Here is a 20,926-nt window from a genome sequence, read left to right on the forward strand (position 1 = left end):
GATTCAAATGATAAAATTCGATGTAAGCTAGATTGAACTGTAGATGAATTTGATAAGTTAGGTCGTTTAAAATAATTAATCAGAGAACAAGAATGCTATTTGATAAAGTTACAGAGCAACACATATTAAAGGGTATTGAAGACTTTGAAGACAAAGGTTTTCCAGAAGGTTTTGGTCCTTCCTCCACATATGATTTAATCCACGATGGTAAAACATTCCCTCCCAAAGCGGTTATGGCCTATGCTAATTTTCATGCCGTTGGCAGAAAGATAGAACGGTACTTCAAGGGTGGATTAGAGACAGATTGTTTCAAGGCTTATGAGAGAAATAATTTTAAAATTGAACCTAAAGAAAAAGTTGATTTTTATAATTGGACACAGACTCATCTAGAATTAGTTGAATACTTAAAGGATAAACGTTCAAAAAGTAAGCAGCTTCTAAAAATGCTTGAAGATACGGGTGTTGTTATTGGTAAGGATGATTTTGGTAATGGAGTTCGAGGAGAAATTGAAGAAATTGATCCCTTTACTTTTTTCTGCTATATCCACAAATATGGAGAAACTAAAAGATTAAAGATTCTTCAGTCGCTGGCAAATAAGTTGGATTTATTCTACCCAAACGGTGAACGTGGCATTCCCACAGCTAATGCTCAAAAAGTCTGGATGTTTCCATATGCCTTTGAGAGAGTTGGAGATGAATTTGGAATACTCTGGGAGCTATTTAATGCGGCCATAGATCACACAATATCAAACGAACTATTTCAACGCGCATTAAATATTCGGAATGTTGGCAAAACTAAAATTACAGAGGTGCTATTTTATGTACGCCCTTTTGATTATTTTCCAATCAATGGTCCTTCAAAACCATATTTGAAAGATGAATTAGGTATTGATTTTCACTTTGAAAATTATGAGGAGTATCAACAAATCAACAAAACCATCAAGGAAAAATCTGAATTGTCATTTCCTGAATTATCTTATTTAGCTTGGGAAAGTACTAATGCGAAAAATTCGAAAACGCCAATACAGGTTTTTCAAGAAGATGAGACTCAATTAAAAAATGTATTAGTAAACTTTACTCAAACTCAAATAGATAACTTTTTTAATTTTTTAGATGAGATACATTCAGTCTTGAAGATAGAAAGGGGAGATGATCGTTTTACATATAATACTCGTCAAGATGAAAAGCGTTTAGCTTTTCTTATAGGCCAGCGAATAGGTTGGTCGTTAGATTCCAGAACAAATAGAGGTGCTTATGAAGTAATAAGCAATGAACCATTTGAAGAGGTTACTTATAGCTATGAAGGTAATGATGGTATCGTAATGGTAAAATTTGATAGGATCGATGTACTTATTAATAATAAAAAAGTTGTCTTGGATCAGATGATTCGGGAATTGGACGGAATTAAAAAATCCGGGTTTCGAAAAAACATGAATACCGCTTTCGAGAAAGCAGTTTTTGAACAGCAGTATAGAAAGCAATTCACTGGATCCTTCACCGAAGTATCGGAACCAGCGGCAACTTATAAAAAGAAGACAATGCCTTTAAATCAAATTCTTTACGGGCCTCCTGGAACGGGAAAGACTTTTAAGCTACAGAACAATTATTTTGAGCATTTTACTAAGACCGCTAATGCCAAAACTAAAGAAGATTATTTGATAGAAGAGGTAGAGTCTTTGCAATGGTGGGAAGTCTATTATATAGCTCTAAAAGACATTCCAAATTCGAAAGTATCAGATTTAATAATTCATCCAGCAATTGTTGCAAAGTCAAAGTTGAGTTCTATTAGAAACATAAAAGCATCTGCCTGGGGCTGTTTACAAAGGCACACGGTTGATGAATGTGATAATGTGAATGTTGTAGGTAGAGGTAATGTAAGAGCCTTTTGGAAAAATGAAGATAAGACATGGAGAATTGCTGATGGAATAGACGAGGATGCTTTTTCTGAACTCGAAGATATTCTCGATCGATTCAAAAATTATAAAACAAACTCTGGTGATGAAGTAAAAAACTACGAATTCGTGACATTTCATCAATCCTTCACTTATGAGGATTTCGTGGAAGGAATTAAGCCAGTCCTTGAAGATGAGAATGCAGAGCTGCGTTATGAAATGAGCGATGGTGTATTCAAAAGACTGGCTAATCTTGCAAGAAATAACCCTGAACAACCTTATGCTATTTTTATAGACGAGATCAATCGTGGAAATGTCGCTTCCATTTTTGGAGAACTCATCACACTTATTGAAAAGGATAAAAGGGCAGGAGCAGAGAATGAGTTGAGCGTCATTTTACCCTATTCTAAAACAAAATTCTCTGTACCACAAAACCTTCACATCATAGGTACCATGAATACCGCAGACCGTTCTATTGAGGCGCTGGATAGCGCTTTGAGACGTAGATTTGAATTTAAGGAAATGTTGCCAGACTACGATGTGATCGACGATGTGCTTAACTATCAAGAGTTTGAAGGGTATCAAATTTCTAATATTCTTAGAACCATCAACAACCGTATTACCGTTCTCATAGATCGGGATCATCAAATAGGGCACTCTTATTTTCTTAATTTGATAAACTCTAGCAACCTAGGAAAGGACTTAAAAACAGTTTTCAAGTATAAGATCATACCATTACTTCAGGAATATTTCTTTAATGATTATGTCAAGATCGCTATGGTAATAGGAGAAGGTTTTATGGATAAGGATCAATATAGCAACGTCACTTTTGCTTCCACTGATGGTGATTATGATTCTGATTACAGTGATGTCATCAAATATGAAATTAGAGCTGATGAGAAAATCAATATAAGCGATGCTATCAAGCAGCTAATGGGCCATAGTAACGATGCCTAGAAGACCAAAGTATATATCGGTTTTTGAATATGAGACACTTACTACTAATACGGCTAGGCGTCCTAGCAAACAACTTATCTCAAAAGAGATATATAAGTCCTTTTTAGACTATTTCGACGCAAATCCTGATACCCCATTCTTCACTCTAGTCAATCAAGGCGTTAAATTCCAGCAATATGTTGGTGCCATTCAAATAGGCAACACCACCATTGAAGTCTTGCCGAAAGCTGGTAGGAATGATAATAAAAAGGAATGGCAGCATGTCTTGCTTACCATGCTCAAAACTTGTCATTTGCTCACGGCAAAAGAAAGCGGGTCAGCCAATTTGAAGCTAAGAGCTAACTCTGTTTTGGAATTATATTTTGAATTATTCCTAAACGAGGTTGAAGCGCTTATTAGACAAGGACTCATTAAGAAATATAGCAAGCAGCAAGGACAACAGAGAGCGCTTAAAGGGGCACTAGTTTTTAGCCAGCACGTCAGTAAGAATTTGGTCCATAAGGAACGGTTCTTTACACACCATACGATTTATTCTAAAGACCACCTTATGCATCAAATCTTAAACGAGGCTCTCTGTCTGATATCCATCATTTCAAAAGACTCACAACTTGCTGACAAAATGGGTCGGGTTCGTTCCCTATTTCCCGAAGTGAGCAGAGTTAAAGTAAATGCAACATTATTTGAACGTATTCCGCTTTCGCGAAAGCATAAACCCTATCAAAAAGCACTGTCCATTGCAAAACTTATTTTGCTTAATTACCGGCCTGATATCAAGGCAGGTCGCAAGGATTTGCTTGCCATCATGTTTGATATGAATAGATTGTGGGAGGAATATGTCTTGCGTATTTTGAGAAAGGGTAATGATGGAAGCTGGCACATAAAGGGACAGGAATCCCAGTTGTTTTGGAAGAGGAAAACCATTCGGCCCGATATTGTACTAGAGAAAGAGGGTTTGAAATATGTGATCGACACTAAATGGAAAGTCATAAAGAGCAACAAGCCCAATGATGCTGATTTAAAACAAATGTACGTTTATAACCACCATTGGGATGCCAAACAAAGTATGTTGTTGTATCCGAATGATGGCTCCCAAACACATAACTCAGGAAAATTTGTATTACCGTACTTAGATATGGGACATCATTCTTGCAAATTAGGATTTGTGCATGTGATTAAAGGCTCTAGCCTTAATCCATATATGGCAAAAGAGATATTTGAGTTGCTTGATCTCAAATAAAATAAGGGATTGAGAGGTGTTATTATGTAAAAACGAATAGACACGTTTATCTCAACCGTTGAAGTCATCATGAAACTAGAAAAACCAATATTTGGAAAGTGAAGTGGACTTTTATAGATTGCCATCATGAGTGAAAATCACAACCAAGATTCCTTTGACAAAGGACTAGCCTTTGAAGACTATGTAGAAAAGGTTCTGTTTCCTTACAATGCTTATGATCTCCAGCATAAAACAAATGGCTATGAACAAAATAAAGAGCGTTATGTGACCAACTCGCGAAAGCCAGACTTTAGATTCAAGTGTCGCTTGACTGGTAAGGAATTCCATGTGGAGGCGAAATATCGAACCAATTCTTTTAAAGAGCGTTATGAAATTTTAAGTGATACCCAAACGACAACTTTTCAAGAAATTCATACTACAGAGGTTCCCATCTATATTGTTTTGGGTTATGGGAACACGGCAGAGGATCCAGAATACGTGAGTCTGATACCCTATGAAATGCATCGTGAGCAGTCCATACCTGTGAGCACGGCTTTCCAACTTCAAATCCCAAAAGCTGAGGTTCCTAGTTCATTAATTACAACGCGGGTCACAACAGACGAAAAAGTCGAACCTGTAGCTTTTGAAGCTACTGAACATACTAAAAAGGCATTCTTATCCAAACCGATTCTTTCGGTCCTAGGTCTCGTTGCTGTGATTGCGTTTGGCACGACTTATTTTTTCTTAGACGATGAAAGTAGAGATACACCTACCACTGTCGCCGTAAATCCTGAGACCAATACTGAAGTATTAAAAAATACCATTGCTGAATATTACCAACATCTAGATAGTAATGACTTAGCCACATTACACAATTACATATCGCCCAAGATGCGCAACTGGTATGGCGTGAAGAATCCAAGTCTAGAAGATGTTAGAAAAGATATTGAGGATTATAGAAATACATATCCTTTTACGGAAACGAAAGTCGACTTTGAAAAGATCAATATAGTTGAACAAGATAATGGTGACTTTTATATCACCTACCCGATGGAATACAAAGTGAAGTCTAAAGTGAATGCACCTTATAAATTGTATGACCTGTATCTTACTACGATATGGGATAAAGATTATAAGTTAGTAAGCGCTCAGGAGTTACGTAGGTGACTTTATTAAACAAAAAAAGCCTACTATCTCTAGCGGGCTTTTGATTCTAATTTCTACGATGGCGTTTCTTTTTCTTCCAAGGGGCGTTTTTTTGCCAGTCTCCTGCCATGATACAGCCATAAGGCATCACTTTGTCCAACACCCTGCCTAGGTTGAATTCCTGCATTTGCTCACGTACGTTGTCTGCATCCTTGTAGGCACTAGGAAGTTCTGAAATATCAATTTCGTTAGAGTAGAATCGGATATCCAATCCTTTGGTTTCTTCCGCAAAGATTTCTTCGTTTGTCAGGTGTGCCAAATTACGTTTATGCTGTGATCTGCTCATATTTCTACCAGCTCCATGAGGCGCAAAGCCTAAGTTGGTTTTAGTCGTTTCTCCTTGAACGATCAACACAGGCTCTGACATATTCAATGGAATCAATCGAGGTCCTGTGATATCCGGCATGAACTTGGCGTCTAGAGGTGTTGCACCTTTTGCATGGTAGAAGATATCTCCATCCTTGAAGACAAAGTTATGCTCGTTCCAGAATCTGTTTTCCTGGGTCGCCTTTGCTTTTTTAGCCACCTCGTCATGAATCAACTCGTGATTCAATTTTGTCCAATCGCGTATGATCTGTAGCGCACTCCAATACTCTTGTCCTTCTTCGGTATCAAAAGGAATCCAAGCATTTTGGCGTAAGGTTTGAGGCGACAGCAATTCCTTAAAACGAGCTGCTGTAGCCATGCCTTTGCTGTACAATCTTGCTCCAGGACCTCTAGAGCCGTGGTGCGTGATCATCATGGTATTACCGGTTTTTTCTGACTTGCCGACAAACAAGAAATGATTCCCATCACCTTGAGTACCCAAATGCTCGCGAGCGACCGAGATGGATTTTTCATCCCAAAGAAATTCATTGGTTTTAAAAGCCTCCATCAAATCATCCGGCATTTGGAATTGCTGCCCACGAGGACGACCGCCAGGACCGAAATGCGTCACAGATTGTGCAGCATCCAGAATCATCTTAGGGTCTGCTTGACCGAAGTCCGTTAACATGACCGAGCAGCAAATATCTGCACTATGCATCCCTGGGTGGATCGCATTTTTAGCCGCTACCACACCACCTACGGGAATCGTTCCCATAGGTCCCGCAGGACATGCATCAGGCATTACAGAACCACCAACGACAGTTGGTGTGCGCATGACCGCATCCATAGTTTCTTTGACTTTGGCGATATTTTCTACTTCCAATTCATTAGAAGCGCTAATGTTCATATTATAAAAAACAGGCACCTCAAATAGTGGTTGAGGATCTGGCAACCTAAACTGCTCTAGATAATTTTCCATCTCGGTTTTAGAAAGTTGTTTTTCATTGATATGGTCGATGGCTTTTCTAAACCATTTTCCAGGAGGAAAACCCATGTCTACTAAATCTTTTCCAGTAATTGTTGTAACTGTTTTCATCGTCTTAAATTTACTTTAATAAAAGCTCCGCCCACTCCTTTGGTTGACGGAGCCACCACTTAGGGAAGTTGAAACCACAAAGAATATACTTCCCTACTAACTCTGCACAAATATTTGCATCCTACTACGCAACCTTTTTGCGTAGTTATAATTAATCTTTAGATTTAGTTAGAATTAAAGCTATGGCACTGAATAAAAATGCACTGATACGTTATAAAACTATTGATAAGTGTTTGCAGAATAACATGCGGGACTGGACGCTTGAGGATCTGATCGACGCTTGTAGTGATGCCTTGTATGATCTGGCAGGAAAGGATGTGAACGTGAGTAAACGAACCATACAGCTCGATTTACAGCATATGAGAGGAGATGCGTTGGGTTATAATGCTCCCATAGAGGTGTATGAAAAGAAATATTACCGGTATTCTGATCCTGATTATAGCATCACCAATATCCCACTTACCGAGAATGATATGAGTGTGCTGTCAGAGACTATGGATATGCTCAAGCAATTTCAGGATTTCTCCTTATTTGACGAGTTTAAAGGCGTCTTTCAAAAATTAGAGGATAAGATCTATACCCAGCGGCACCATAAGGCCGCTGTGATACATTTGGATAAGAATGCAAACCTTAAAGGATTGGAATTGCTGGATGAATTGTATCAAGCGATCTTAAAGGAAGTGGTTCTCGATTTGATGTACCAGTCGTTTAAAGCCCATGCACCATCGATGATTAAATTTCATCCACAGTTGTTGAAGGAATATAACAACCGCTGGTTTATCGTCGGTATGCGGGATGAGAATGATAAGATCCTGACGCTTGCGCTGGATCGCATTTTAGGGGTTGATTACGATTTCAAATCCCGTTACAAATCGGCACATCTTGATGCAGATGCTTATTATGAGCATACCATAGGCGTTACCGTTCTTTCCAACCGGGAATTACAGGACGTTGTTTTTAGAGTAGATCGAGATAATGCGCCTTATGTGGTGACCAAACCTTTCCATCATAGTCAAAAGATTCTTGAAGAGCATGATGATGGTAGTGTCACCTTTCAAATACACGCCCATTTGAATTATGAATTGGAGCGTTTATTATTGGGATTTGGTGAAAGCTTAGAAGTCATTGGCCCCAAACGTTTGCGTCGTAGAATGCGCAGTAAATTTAAGAAGGCTCTGCAATCGTACGAGTAATTCAATAATGGTCTGGGAATTACCAGCGATCACCACTCAAAAGGCGTCATGGCTTTAATTTCCAGATTTTATCAGAGAGCGGCAGGTATTCTGCTAAGGCAGCAGAACCGTACCAAGCAAAGATGTCATAACCCAAGAGATTGTTTAGAATAGCAGGGTCTGTTTGTAGTAATTCCTTAGCCTCTTCCATAGATCCCAGATTATCGAGAATAAATATGCCCCTATAATTTTGGTCATTGGTGCCCATAGGTCCAGCTACGATAAGTTTACCATCTGCAACCAGCTTACCTATATTTTCCAGATGACCGCTGAAACTTTTGTTGATCAATGCTTTATCGGTTGTAGTGTTGCTTCCTGTTTTGAGGATTACTAAAAAATAGCTCTTCATCCCATAATCATCGGCACCCAGTTTACTAGCTAAGGAAGCATCGTAATTGGGGTTGTTGTTCGTAGTGTCTTGAGGTGTGCTTTGTCCAGATGTGACATTTATGAATACTACACTGGCCAAAAGGCATAGGATTTTTAATTGCATCGTTTTTGTTTACCCGATTCACTTGTAATTATACTACAAATTTGTTCCAGTTTGTCGTTAGTTCGCTTTCCTGCCTTTACGGCAGACAGGCGCGAAAGCGAACTTAAAAAAAACTAATCTGTCCCTTCATTTTTAATAAGTTGCTTCATGTGCTCGATCGCATAGGAAAGTACATCCTCTTCTTTGTCCACATAAACATCTGGTGCGATACCGTATGGATCGATAGGATTTGTAGCGATATCTGGTGCTCTGTACGAGGTAGGGAAGACGGCAGTAAGGCATCCCAAATCTAGGGGAAAGCCGTTGAATCCATCGACCACTCCGGCAGTATTTTGTCCATATACCACCACGCGATCACTTTGATTTGCTCGGTAAACAAAAGTTTCACCAGAGCTGCCTACGCCTTCATCCGTTAGAATGATGATCTTTTTAGGTCCTTTATAAATGGTGTCTGCTGTAAAGGTCCACGTGCCTTCACCTTTAAAGTAAGCCTTGCCTTTATTGTTTATAAAAGACTCGTATTCCTGCTTGTCCTTTTGCTTGTATTCCTCTACTGAATAGCCCTTGCTAGCGGCCATTGCATTGATAAGATATTCTGTATTATCATCACTGAGCCAAAAGCCATTGGAAGGCATTTCAACGGGACCGTCCAGGACATAAGGTAATAAGGGAAAATAGGTCGCATCACTGCCTCCAGAATTATCCCTAACGTCAACGATCATCATTTCAGAGGCTATGATCCTATCATGATTGGCTTGCATGATACTGTCTACGTATTCGGGATCTACCGAATAGAAATCTGGAAGTCTTAGATAAGGTATATTGTCCACATAGGAGAGGTGGAATTGATCGAACTTACGTTCGATCTCACTAGGCTTTTTTACATTTTCTACTTTTGGCCAAAGCTTTGTCCAATTGCTAAGTGTCTTGATTTCAAGAACGCCATGGTCTGTTTGTTCTCCAGTGATCTGTTTTATGGTATGATCACCCATCAAGTAATTGATGTCATAACTGGTTCCAAAAATATTCATCAACTCAAATTTCACATCGCCTTTCTTCCAGTTGGGATTTGTACTGCCTAGTATGACACCTACATAATCTCGTTCTCTGGAATTGTTTATTGGGTTTGGAATAATAGCCACCTCGTAGCCTGCGTTTTTCCAAATACCTAGTATGGGATTATCATTAGAAGCAGATTTAGCATAGTTGGATTTGAATTCTTCCATCGTGATTGGAATATTCTCGTTGTGGGTCTCAACAGATTCGTTCTCTGAACGAATGATATAGGTATGGCCATCCCTAAAGAACTCCAGCCATTTTTCAAGTATAGTGATACACTCCGTTAAATCCTTAGCTTGTTTTGCTCTGTCCAACATGATGTCTGAGTGAGCCGTGTATAGGTCCCTATTCTCATCAGTGACTTTGTATTGAAATAGTGAATAATTTTTCTCGTAGGTATCCTTGGTAATTTGAAAGGAGTCCGCACAGTCACAGTCTTGTGCTTGGGTTTTTAAAAAAGGCAATAGGAGTAGCGCTAAAAGAAAATAAGTTTTAATAAAATGCTTCATGGGATGGTTGGTTATGGTTGAATACCAGAGGTACAGTTATAAGATGTTTCATTCTCGCATTTGTTACAGTTTCAAGAGTCAAAAGAAGCCGTGCTGGCGGCACGGAATCGTTATTAGAAACTTAGGTTAAATAAGTCTTATCAACAGCCTGATTGAAATTTGGCCTTTAATATTGCAGGTGAATTAGTAAGAGCAGGAACCTGATGAGCGAACTGGAAGTACCTATCACCGACGTCGAGAATTTTATTTACTGCCTTGAGGTCGTGGCCGATATTGAGAATGAAGAGACGACTGAGGTGCTTACCATCCTAGAGGACATCGCACTACACCAAAACATCACCAGTATCTACAAGGCCTGCGATACCATTGAAGGACTGGAAGAAAGCTTGAGCTATCTGCTTTATGACGATCATAACTTTAAGGATTATGAGATCATTTATCTGGTATTGCCTGGCGAGGCCAATAACCTTTTGATCAATGGATATTACTATAGCATTGAAGAAATCGCCGAACTTTTTGAAGGCAAGATGAACGGTAAAGTGATTCATTTTGCAAACAAAAAGATCCTGGACCTGACTGATGAAGAATCGCAGTATTTTCTTGATGTTACCGGTGCCCGCGCGATTTCTGGCTATGGGCATCCTTCAGAAAAAATGACCAGCGCCTTCACGATCGATCGGGTATTTTTTAGCCTGTTCTATGAAAATGACGATCTCAAAGAAGTGGTGGAGCGTATGTTCTACAAACATTACCAGCTTTGTAAATTGCTCGATTTTAGGTTGTATTACTAAGAATGTTTTGAGGTGTTCGCTTTCGCGCCTGCCTGCCGGACAGGCAGGGAAGCGTACTCTTTTAAAATCAATTTATATATCTAAAAGTGATGGGTAAATCAACTTACCTTGTGGATCGATGGCTGACTGTTAAGGTAAAGTCGATTGAAGCATTCCTTTATAGATTAATTGGAAAGGTTTGATAATTATTTGGACTGCAACATGTCTTGCAACTCGTTAGCTGCTACTGGTTTTGTCAATAAAGTGGTGACCATGTCATAGGTAGAAGATCTTTTTTGATCTTCGGGATCGATGGATGAGGTGACGATTGCGACCTGAATAGGGAAGTTGTACCGTACATTTTTTAATGCCTCCAGGAATTGCCATCCGTTCATTTCTGGCATGTTGATGTCCAGAAAGATAAGGACTTCTTGTTCTCCAGTCATTTTACTTAGGTGATCCAGCCCGGTGCAGAGCGCTATTGAATGTTGCTGTGGCATACGCACCTTGTTTCTTAATGAGTTTGTCCAGTATGTAGCAAAATATGGGATCGTCGTCTATGATAAGCAGTCTCTCGTTCATGATTCTTCCTGTTTTAATTGAGATGCTTTCTCTGTAATATCATGAATGATGTGATCCAGCTCCTGACTGGATTCTGATATTTTTTCTAGAATAAATTCGCGCTCTTTGGGCTCGATATTTTCTTCAGACAACAAGTTGACCAGTGCCATGATTCTTGAAAGTGGTGATCTAACAATATGCGATTGTACCCAGGCAATATCTTTTAAACGAGCGTTTTGATCTTCTATCTTTTGGATATAATTGAGTTTTTCTGACACATCATTGATCAATGATACACGCACATTTTCATTCACGCGTGAGGCAGGATTACTGAATACTTCTACAGTGAATACCTCACCGTTCTTTTTTTGATGCTTGAAAACTCCAACATAGGTTTGCGACTTCATGTCGCTTTGCGTGACTTTTTCAAATTCCTGTCTTAAATACGACTCTTCAGACGCTGGTCTTATATCTAATAAATCCAAACGAGAAAACTCTTCCATAGTATATCCATACAAATGGCAAGCGGCATCGTTCACTTTGATAATGGACATGTCGTTGGTGTTGTAAATAATCAACGGTTGCGGACTCAATTGGAATAAATCAGTATACTCTTCTCGGGAATTTTCAATTTCCTGAACATGTTTTTTACGTTCAATGTTATGTACTACAGATTTATAAAGGGAAAATGGTGTCAACTCATCTTTAAGTAAATAATCAGACGCTCCTTGACCTAAAGTCAATGAACTAAAAGGAACATTTGCATATCCGGTAAGAATGACGATAGGCGCATCACCTACTAAAGGTACCATTTGCCCCAGCAATGACATGCCGTCAAGATCTGGCAACGAGAGGTCCAGTAGGATGATGTCAAATGTATTTGGTGTTGACTGTAAAATGTCTTTGGTTTCGGCAAAAGTTTTGGCAGTAACTAGGTTGGAACTTATAAAATATTCATCTAGATATTCTTGAATGAGGAGTAAATCGCCCTTATTATCTTCAACAATTAGAATTTTATAATTCAATGATTTGGGACGCATTTCTTAATCTGTTTTTGAAGGTAATTTCACGATGTTGAACCAGAAGTTTTCGATTTGGATCACCGCTTTTAAAAACTCTTCAGATTCCACAGGCTTGACAATGTAGCAGTTTACGTGTTTTCTATAGGATTTTGAAATATCATCAATAGATGATGAGGTCGTCAACATGATGACGGGTATATGTTTCAAATCTTCATGCTCTTTTATATACTTCAGCACTTCATGACCATTGATCCTAGGTAGGTTGACATCTAGTAGGATAAGATCTGGTAGTGGTTTCTGCTTGTTTTGACCTGCGGCCTGTTCATTCAATAAATCTATAGCGGCTTCTCCTGTGCGAGCCACTGTAAGATTATTGGCCACTTTGATTTCTTCCAGAGCCTCTGTGGTCAACAAGATGTCACCTTCATTATCTTCTACTAATAGGATGTTTACATTTTGCATGTTACTTCTTTATAATCTCAATCATAAATTTACTTCCAGCTCCTTCCTTACTCTCGGCCCATATTCTACCGCCCAGGTGTTCCATTAATTTTTTGGTGATTGCGAGTCCTATACCGGTACCGGTATATTCGTCTTTTGTATGCAGTCTTTGGAAAATGACGAAAATCTTTTCTAGATATTCCTGCTTGATCCCAATCCCATTATCTTCTATGGTTAAGACAACTTTGCGATCGTCCTCATGGGCGCTGATGTGAATGGAAGGTGTTCTATCAAAAGAACTGTATTTAAGCGCGTTGTTAATTAGGTTGAGAAAGACTTGTTGCAATGGTGAGTTGAAAGATCGTATCACCGGCAAGGTGTCATAGGTGACCACAGCATTCTTTTCCTTAATGAAGCGATCACTCAATTTAAGGACGTCCTTTAAAAGAACATTTAGGTCTACCTCTTCGTAAACTTCATCGATTTTACCAGCTCTGGAATACTCTAGCAAATCCAAGATAAGCTGGCGCATACGCTTTGCACCGTCAACCGCAAAATGAATGTAGGTTTTGCCTTTTTCATCAATAACGTCTCCATACTTGCGTTCCAGCAGCGTTAAAAAGCTAGTCACCATACGCAACGGTTCTTGCAAATCGTGTGAAGTCACATAGGCAAACTGCTCGAGTTCTGAATTAGAAATCTCTAATTCCGCCGCATTTTTTTGAAGCTTTTCATTTAATTCTCTCAAGGAGCGTTCATATATCTTACGGTCTGTAATGTCCTTTTGTACTGAAATCAGATACTTATAACGTCCATCATCACCAGCCACAGGTACGATGGATAAGTTGATCCAATATTCCTTTTTATCCTTTGTGTAATTAATGATGTCTACATCAATAACTTCCCATTTCCTTAGCTTTTTTGAGATGTATTTTAAAGTCGCTGGGTCGGTGTTCTTACCTTGAAAAATACGAGGTGTTTTTCCTATCAATTCCTCCTTAGCATATCCCGTTTTTGCAACGACGGCATCATTGACGTAAATGATTTCTGGACCGTGCGGTGCATCAATAGGCTCTGCCCTTGTGATGATAATGGAGTCCTTAGTTTTGTTAATGATGGATTCAAAAACCTTGAGCTGTAGCTCAGATTCTTTCTTGAGTGTAATGTCTTGAAAAGCCCCAACGACTCTGAGTGGTATACCCGTTTTATTACGTTCTATGTAGGCTTTATCTACCACATGAGCATAGGTGTCATCTTGTTTTCTAAAACGATAGGCGTGTTCCCAGTTTCTTTCATCAGATTCCAAAGCCTTTTGCAGACTTTGAATGACATGTTCCCTATCTGCAGGATGCAATCGTTCCTGCCATTGTTTGGAATGATCTGACTCCTTAGTCAATGGCTTAAAGCCAAATACCTTTTCATAACTCTCATCAAAAATGATGGTATTATTAATCACATCCCAATCCCAAAGGATGTCTGAGGTCGCCTTGGCAGCAAGTTCAAAACGCTCTTTTTCTTTAAGCAACTCCAGTTCCACTCTTTTTTTCTCATCAATGTCGTTGTGAGTTCCCCAAATGATTAAAGGCTTTCCATCCTTATCAAATTTTGAAACATGTCCTGTACTCCTTATCCACGTCCAAGTTCCCTTTTTGTGGCGCATGCGAAACTCTACATCATATTCCTTGTTATCACCAGAGCAAAATTGCTCTAGTTCTCTAAGCGTACGCTCCACATCTTTAGGATGCATCATGGATTTCCAGGAATCAAAATCTATAGGTTTTAATTCCGTAGAATTATAGCCTAGTAATTCAAACCATTTTTCATTAATGGTGAGCTTTTTAGTTTGAAGGTGGTAGCGCCAGGTGCCAGAACCGGTACATTTCACTAAATTCTCCAGCGCCTCTGCATTGTACTTGCTTTTCTTTTGCACTTTTTTCAAGGCATCATTAGTTTCAAGCACCATCGCTGCTTGATGGCTTAAATGGAGTATAGCCTCATTTTGGACACTAGTAAAGCTTCTATGTTGATCATCAAATAAGGATAAGGCGCCTATCAATTTCTTTGAAACGGAAAAGATAGGACAGGTGCCAAAAGATGTCCAGGCTGGACGATTGGTAGGTATCGACCACTCTTGTAAATGCTCGTTTTCTGAAATATCAGAAACATGAACGACCTCATGAGTTGAAGTGTTGGATAGCAATGTGTGAATAGAAATGCAAAGTGCCTCATTGACTTCTAGCATACCATCTCTAGAAACAGAAATGAATCCAGTTTTGCTTTTTACGGATAGAATTACGGTTGGTACGTTGCAAATGGAAGCCGCTAAACTGATGATGTTGCTTAATTGCTTTTGCAATGCATCATCTAATTTTTTTGAAACACTTATTTCTTGGCTGGAGCTGTACCGCATTTGGTTCAAGTTATCTTACCTAATGCTCCTAAGTTAGTAAAACTTATATTTAGTTAACAAATGTTTAAACAAATAAGCCTATTTTCCTACATTTTAAATCGGCGAAATATTGAGTCCATCAATATAAAAATTACCGTTTTTAATTGTAAGTATTTGTAAATAAGACATCCACGTCTAGTGAGGTGGCGATTCTTAGTATTTGTTCTAAATGAACATATTTTCCCAGTCGTCTACCAAATGACATTTTTTGGGTGAAAATGCATGATAAAATGGAAACAATCACCGAAGGAAAAAAGGTTGTCAGGCAGTAATTAGCTTTCCAAAGACCTGATAACTTACATGGCCAATTCGCGCATGGTTTCTACCTTATTGCGTTCCAAGAAGGCATCAATCGTCTCAAAATGTTCAATAACTCGTTGTTCCTTGAATTCAAAAACCTTGTTTGCCAGACCTTGTAAAAAATCACGGTCGTGAGAGACCAGGATAAGTGTACCGTCAAAGTTCTTAAGCGCTTCCTTCAAAACATCCTTGCTTTTGATGTCCAGATGGTTTGTAGGTTCATCCAGAATCAAGACATTCACAGGTTCCAGCAATAGTTTTACCATAGCCAATCGCGTTTTTTCACCGCCAGAGAGCAGACCTACTTTCTTCTGGATGGCATCGCCAGAGAACATGAATTGTCCCAGGATATTTTTGATTTGTGTGCGTATATCACCTTTGGCAACTTCGTCGACGGTTTGAAACACCGTTAGATTGGGATCGAGTAGTGCGGCTTGATTTTGAGCGAAATATCCGATTTGTGCATTGTGACCCAACTGGCACGTGCCTTCTACTTCAATCTCTCCCAAAATGGCTTTGATCATCGTGGACTTTCCTTCTCCATTGCGGCCTACAAGTGCTACTTTTTCGCCTCGAGCGATAGAAAAACTAGCGTTGTTGAAGACCACATGGTCACCATAGGATTTGCTCACATCTTTAACAGTAATGGGATAATCACCAGATCGTGGTGCTGGTGGGAATCGCAATGCCAGTGAAGAGTTGTCGATCTCGTCAATTTCAATGATCTCTAGCTTTTCCAGCATGCGCTCGCGAGAGCTCACTTGGTTGGTTTTGGAGTATGTTCCCTTAAAACGCTCAATGAACTGGCGGTTGTCTGCAATCATTTTTTGCTGTTCCTCATAAGCCTTGATCTGGTGGGCGCGGCGATCTTCCCGCAGTTGCAAATAATGGCTGTAATTGGCCTTATAATCATAGATGCGGCCCATGGTTACCTCTATGGTACGGTTGGTAATCGCATCGATAAAAGCACGATCGTGAGAGATCACGATCACGGCTTTGGCTTTATTAATAAGAAAATCTTCCAACCATAGTACCGATTCAATATCGACGTGGTTGGTAGGTTCATCGAGTAGGATGAGGTCAGGTTTTTGCAACAGGATTTTTGCCAGTTCAATGCGCATGCGCCAGCCACCGCTAAACTCGCTGGTGGGACGATCAAAGTCTGCAGCGGTGAAGCCCAATCCCTTGAGTGCCTTTTCCACTTCGGCCTCGATGTTGACCTCGTCAATGGCATAGTATTTCATTCCCAGATCTGATACCTCATTGATAATATTCATATAGGCGTCACTCTCATAATCGGTACGGGTTTCCAGTTCCTTATTGAGCTGGTCCAGCTTGTTTTTCATGTCTAAAAGGGTGCTGAAGGCTTTAGAAGCCTCTTCCATCACCGTGCAGTCATCATTAGTCAACAAGTGTTGCGGTAGGTAGGCGATCACGGCATCTTTAGGCGCACGTACGTGGCCACGAGTAGGCTTTGAAACGCCGGCGATGATCTTCATCAAGGTGGATTTTCCCGCACCATTCTTGCCCATGAGCGCGATTTTGTCATTTTCATTGACATTAAAGGTCACACCACTAAAAAGTGTGGTTCCAGAAAACTCTACCGCCAGTTGATCTACTGCAATCATAATCCAATTTTTGGGATGGCAAAAGTATCACAAATGGGCCAGCAGATGTATAGGGATCGCTGATTTATCAATTGACTATATTAGTGAATAGGATGGAAGATGGTGTAGCCTTAGTACGCTGGGAAGCACAGCCTCAAGGTTGTATTTATTTCGCTTTCTTGCCTGTCCAGTTCGCTTTCGCGCCACGCCTGCCGGCAGGCAGGAAAGCGAAATCATCAAAACATCTAGGCAGATCCACCATAAGGCGTCCACTGCATAAGTTTTCAAGATGTAGTTTGGAAACCAATCGATATTAAGATTCTGGGTATCGCTAACCTCTAAATTTAATGACGACCCAGCGGCCCAAGTTATCGTCGCCACCAGTCACGTCATATACCAAATCAACAAAACCAAGGCCGCCGATGGATAGTTGTGAAGTGGCTGCCGTTAGAATCCTGTTTTGGGGCAATGCCGAAGGATCGTTTTCCAAAATAGAGGCATTGACACTTTCTGAAAAGAACAGCGTAATGTGTCTTCCATCTACACCATCTGCAATTCCTGCAATATTGACATTTGTGGAATAGGTATGCAATCTTATAAATGTCGCATTGGAATTGACTGATCCAGGATTGATCTGCAAATCGAGAGCCGTGACGTTTCCCGCAGTCAAGGGTTGGGAACCTAGGTCTAGATTCCCTATGGTTCTGGAAACTGTTGCTGTTTCCAACGTGTTGTCATAGACTACCAATCCAGCACCCATGTTGGTTCTATTCAGTGATTTGTTGGAAGAGCTACCAGTCAACGATATCTGGTTGCTCGTGCTTACCGGCAACTGTGTAACGCGAACGGTCCCGTTAACGTCCAGCGTCGCTTTAGGATTATCTGTGCCTATGCCTACTTGAGAGAAAGACACTAGTGAGAAGCCTATAAATATGGGTGTGATTAGATATTTCATCGTTAGTCGTGTATAGATAGGATGACCCATCGTTGCAACGCGCCATCATAAAATAGTTCAATACTGCCTTGTCCAGAGATGGTTTCAGATCCTGCGAGGACTTTTATTCTATTGCGAGGTAGAGAAAAGTTAGAAGCGCTATCCTGCTCGTCTAGAAAGACGATGTTGCCCTTGCCGGCATGGTAAAAGAATAAATGTTGACCATCTACACCATCCTGGATGCCCGTGAGTTTGATGTTACCGGGTAAATTAGAAACCTTGATGACCGTTTTGCCGTGATTTGCCTCGCCTAGTCCTAGTTTGAGATCTAGATTGTGAACCCTGTTGGCACTTCCTATAGCAAGTAAAGTAAGGTCGCGCCTACCTATACCATAATAGATGCTGTTAGCTAGTTGGATTCTGTTGTTTTCTAGCGTGAGCTCATTGTTAAGGGTAAGTGTGGTTAGATTCCCTTGGGAATCTGCTCCTACCAACATGGTCGAATTTTCGAACTGGTTATAACCTTCAACAATCAAATCGCCTTCAATATGAAGGGTTTCTTGTGGACTTGTAGTACCTATTCCCACTTGAGCATTAACCAGGGTACTTACCAGAAAGATACTTGTAAAGTAGAGTTGTTTCATAAGAATATGATTAGGAACGAATGTTGACTAGAATCCATTTTTTAATAACGCCGTCATAGATAAACTCTGCAACGCCTTCACCATTGATACCTTCATTAGCTCCAGAACCGGTAATGATTTGATTGGCATCGTCGCTAGCGTTGTTAACATCAAAGAAGGTTACGTTTGTGTTTTGTGAATTGTAGAAATAGATTATACGACCGTCATAACCATCGGTAAAGCCAGTGACATTATACCCGTTGGTTTCGCCTGTGAAGCGTATGATTGTTTTATTTCTGTTGGAACCAGCGAGTCCGATGTCATAATTGTCGTACTGAGAGATCGAGTTTGCGGTAGCGCTTTGGTCCACATCGCCCACTAGATAGACGTTGGGATCAATCGATGGTGAAACATTAAGTGTGTTGTTGGTGATGTGAAAGGTAGTTCCCATATCCATTTCCTTAACCTCACCATTAGCAACCACACCTATAAGCCTAGTGGCATTAGTTGTTTTTGGGACAAATTTAAAGTCGCCTTTTACGTGCAGTGTAGCTTCAGGAAATGCAGTGTTGATACCAATGCCTTGCGAAAACAATACCGTCGATGTCATAAAAAGTATAAGGGAAATGAGTGTTTTCATAGGGCCGTATCATTTACAGGGATTAACGATTAGGCAAGATGTAGAGTAGAGTAGAAAGGGTAAAGGGTTGATCTTTAGTTAGTTTTATAGAAGAAGCTATAAAAGTGATTGTGTCATAGATTTATTTTAATTTGGTTAACTAAAGCTAATCAATTAAGTTTCTGTAACATATTGATTACGTGTGTTAAAATCAGATGTAATTAAATAATATATTGTATATCAAGTGGTTGTGACTAGTGTTAAAATTTTAGATAATCGTATTTAAACCGATAAAAGTGTTTTTAATCTATGTTATAATGAATTATCTAGGAAGAATATGTTTTTTCCTTGATTAAAACAGATAGTGTAAATCCATTCAAATCTGGTATCTGTTTTAGGTGGTTTTTCTGGTAGTTCGCTTTCGCGAAAGCGATATTCAAAGCGTTTTATCGCTTCAATTAAAGCTACTGGTTAGGAAAGGTGAGTGTGAATATGGTACCTTGATTTACGGTACTGTTCACTTGGATCTCGCCGTCAAAGGATTTCATGTAGTCGTTAACCAAGTATAGCCCAACGCCTTTACTATCTGTCGCATCGTGAAAGGTCTCGTTGAGGTGGAATATTTTACCACTGGCTTTTTCCAAATCAAAACCAGAACCGTTGTCGCTTACAGACACCTGTACGGAATCTTCTTTATTTGAAGAAGTAATCTGAATGACTGGCGGTACTCCAGGACGCGCATACTTGATGGAATTTGAAATCAAGTTGAGGAAAATACTATGCAGACAGAAGGCGTTGAAATTAATGGTAGAAGCCTGATCCAAATCAATTTGAAACGTCGTGCCCGTATTCTTGATGAGATATTTGATAGGGTCTAGGGTCGCTTGTAACACCTGTTTCATACACACTTGTTCCTTATGGTGTAGTGAGGTGTTTTTTTTCTGGATGGTATCTACATAGTTATTGAGAATATCCCGAAGGTTTTCTGACGACTCCTTAAGAAGGTTGATGTATAAAAGGTTGTCTTCATTTTTGATCTCACTGGTATCCAGTAGGTGAAATAGCGAGATCAAGTTGTTGACGGGTGATTTTAAATCGTGGGTCGCGGTGAAGGACAGTCGCTTGAGCTCTTTATTGAGTTGGGTCAAGTTTGCAATGGCCGCATTTCTTTCTTCTTCCTTCTTTTTAATATGGTTGACGTTTCTAGCGATCGCATATACCAATTGATTGTCTGCATTAGGAATGGAGGTCCAGGTCAACCAAACGACTTCGCCAGACTTTGTGATGTAGCGATTGTCAAAATGCAGAAGCGGAGAACCTTTGGTAAGACCTTTTCTACTTGTGGCCGTGCGGTGCTGGTCTTTTTCATAGATGAAAGAATGAATGGGCGACGCCATTAATTCTTCTTCAGAATAGCCCATGAAATCAATAAACGCCGGATTTACTTTTTTGAAATAGCCATCATAGCCCGCAATACACAAATAGTCTTGTGTCAAATTGAAGAAGTGAGAAAATAATTCTTCGGTTGGGTGGATCCCTGTCATTTCTTGCATGGCAAATACTATTTACGTACTAGTGGTGGCTCTGATAAAATAGGGGATTGGGATACTCGAAGATATTCATTTTATCCCTAA

At 39.8% G+C, this 20,926-nt stretch carries 19 protein-coding genes; 5 read left to right on the plus strand and 14 right to left on the minus strand.

The window, feature by feature from the left end; genetic code table 11:
- Positions 1-92: 92 nt before the first annotated feature.
- The 3 genes from AAU57_RS06635 (at position 93) to AAU57_RS06645 (ending at position 5,232) form a co-directional block, all read left to right on the plus strand.
- On the plus strand, positions 93-2,849 hold the full coding sequence (locus AAU57_RS06635; RefSeq protein ID WP_055412166.1) for an McrB family protein: 2,757 nt from the start codon (positions 93-95) through the stop codon (positions 2,847-2,849).
- Entirely contained in the window at positions 2,842-4,086 is a 1,245-nt protein-coding gene (locus tag AAU57_RS06640) for an McrC family protein (RefSeq protein ID WP_055412167.1), read from the plus strand. The genes AAU57_RS06635 and AAU57_RS06640 overlap by 8 nt, the downstream gene beginning before the upstream one ends.
- A gap of 126 nt (positions 4,087-4,212) precedes the next feature.
- A complete protein-coding gene (locus AAU57_RS06645) occupies positions 4,213-5,232 on the plus strand; it encodes a hypothetical protein (RefSeq protein ID WP_055412168.1) in 1,020 nt (339 codons plus the stop codon).
- Positions 5,233-5,278: 46 nt separating this feature from the next.
- Here AAU57_RS06645 and AAU57_RS06650 read toward each other — a convergent pair whose 3' ends face one another.
- Complete coding sequence (locus tag AAU57_RS06650; protein ID WP_055412169.1) at positions 5,279-6,673, minus strand: RtcB family protein; 1,395 nt, start codon at positions 6,671-6,673, stop codon at positions 5,279-5,281.
- A gap of 182 nt (positions 6,674-6,855) precedes the next feature.
- Here AAU57_RS06650 and AAU57_RS06655 point away from each other — a divergent pair, with 182 nt between their 5' ends.
- A complete protein-coding gene (locus AAU57_RS06655; protein WP_055412170.1) occupies positions 6,856-7,866 on the plus strand; it encodes a helix-turn-helix transcriptional regulator in 1,011 nt (336 codons plus the stop codon).
- Between the two features lie 46 nt (positions 7,867-7,912).
- Here the strand turns inward: AAU57_RS06655 and AAU57_RS06660 are convergent, their stop codons facing one another.
- Together AAU57_RS06660 and AAU57_RS06665 are read right to left on the minus strand one after the other, a co-directional pair.
- On the minus strand, positions 7,913-8,398 hold the full coding sequence (locus AAU57_RS06660; protein WP_055412171.1) for a YciI family protein: 486 nt from the start codon (positions 8,396-8,398) through the stop codon (positions 7,913-7,915).
- Positions 8,399-8,511: 113 nt separating this feature from the next.
- Entirely contained in the window at positions 8,512-9,966 is a 1,455-nt protein-coding gene (locus AAU57_RS06665; RefSeq protein ID WP_055412172.1) for a S41 family peptidase, read from the minus strand.
- Positions 9,967-10,169: 203 nt separating this feature from the next.
- Here AAU57_RS06665 and AAU57_RS06670 point away from each other — a divergent pair, with 203 nt between their 5' ends.
- Positions 10,170-10,757, plus strand: a complete 588-nt coding sequence (locus AAU57_RS06670; RefSeq protein ID WP_055412173.1) for a DUF6642 family protein — start codon at positions 10,170-10,172, stop codon at positions 10,755-10,757.
- A 185-nt stretch (positions 10,758-10,942) separates the two neighbouring features.
- On the opposite strand, the gene AAU57_RS06675 is transcribed toward AAU57_RS06670, so the two are convergent.
- From AAU57_RS06675 to AAU57_RS06715, 11 genes are all read right to left on the minus strand, one after another.
- Complete coding sequence (locus AAU57_RS06675) at positions 10,943-11,182, minus strand: response regulator (protein WP_055412174.1); 240 nt, start codon at positions 11,180-11,182, stop codon at positions 10,943-10,945.
- Position 11,183: 1 nt separating this feature from the next.
- The gene (locus AAU57_RS15290; RefSeq protein WP_262491931.1) at positions 11,184-11,318 is read right to left on the minus strand and encodes a hypothetical protein; all 135 of its coding nucleotides are present in this window, start codon (positions 11,316-11,318) and stop codon (positions 11,184-11,186) included.
- Positions 11,315-12,337 (minus strand): response regulator, encoded by a 1,023-nt coding sequence (locus AAU57_RS06680; RefSeq protein ID WP_055412175.1) that lies wholly within the window; start codon positions 12,335-12,337, stop codon positions 11,315-11,317. The genes AAU57_RS15290 and AAU57_RS06680 overlap by 4 nt, the downstream gene beginning before the upstream one ends.
- Before the next feature lie 3 nt (positions 12,338-12,340).
- Positions 12,341-12,781 carry a response regulator gene (locus tag AAU57_RS06685; protein ID WP_055412176.1) on the minus strand — a complete coding sequence of 147 codons (441 nt, stop codon included), beginning with the start codon at positions 12,779-12,781 and terminating at the stop codon, positions 12,341-12,343.
- 1 nt (position 12,782) lies between these two features.
- Positions 12,783-15,170 carry a PAS domain-containing protein gene (locus AAU57_RS06690; protein WP_156340024.1) on the minus strand — a complete coding sequence of 796 codons (2,388 nt, stop codon included), beginning with the start codon at positions 15,168-15,170 and terminating at the stop codon, positions 12,783-12,785.
- 335 nt (positions 15,171-15,505) lie between these two features.
- Positions 15,506-17,137: an ABC-F family ATP-binding cassette domain-containing protein gene (locus AAU57_RS06695; protein WP_055412178.1), complete on the minus strand. Its 1,632-nt coding sequence runs from the start codon at positions 17,135-17,137 to the stop codon at positions 15,506-15,508.
- 75 nt (positions 17,138-17,212) lie between these two features.
- Positions 17,213-17,404 (minus strand): hypothetical protein, encoded by a 192-nt coding sequence (locus AAU57_RS14995; protein WP_156340026.1) that lies wholly within the window; start codon positions 17,402-17,404, stop codon positions 17,213-17,215.
- 43 nt (positions 17,405-17,447) lie between these two features.
- Positions 17,448-18,071, minus strand: coding sequence for a hypothetical protein (locus AAU57_RS06700; protein ID WP_055412179.1), 624 nt, complete (start codon positions 18,069-18,071; stop codon positions 17,448-17,450).
- Between the two features lie 2 nt (positions 18,072-18,073).
- Positions 18,074-18,694 (minus strand): hypothetical protein, encoded by a 621-nt coding sequence (locus AAU57_RS06705; RefSeq protein ID WP_055412180.1) that lies wholly within the window; start codon positions 18,692-18,694, stop codon positions 18,074-18,076.
- Positions 18,695-18,704: 10 nt separating this feature from the next.
- Complete coding sequence (locus tag AAU57_RS06710) at positions 18,705-19,313, minus strand: hypothetical protein (RefSeq protein WP_055412181.1); 609 nt, start codon at positions 19,311-19,313, stop codon at positions 18,705-18,707.
- A gap of 443 nt (positions 19,314-19,756) precedes the next feature.
- The gene (locus AAU57_RS06715; RefSeq protein WP_055412182.1) at positions 19,757-20,845 is read right to left on the minus strand and encodes a PAS domain-containing sensor histidine kinase; all 1,089 of its coding nucleotides are present in this window, start codon (positions 20,843-20,845) and stop codon (positions 19,757-19,759) included.
- Positions 20,846-20,926 lie beyond the last annotated feature (81 nt).

This window comes from Nonlabens sp. YIK11, assembly GCF_001413925.1.
GTDB lineage: Bacteria > Bacteroidota > Bacteroidia > Flavobacteriales > Flavobacteriaceae > Nonlabens.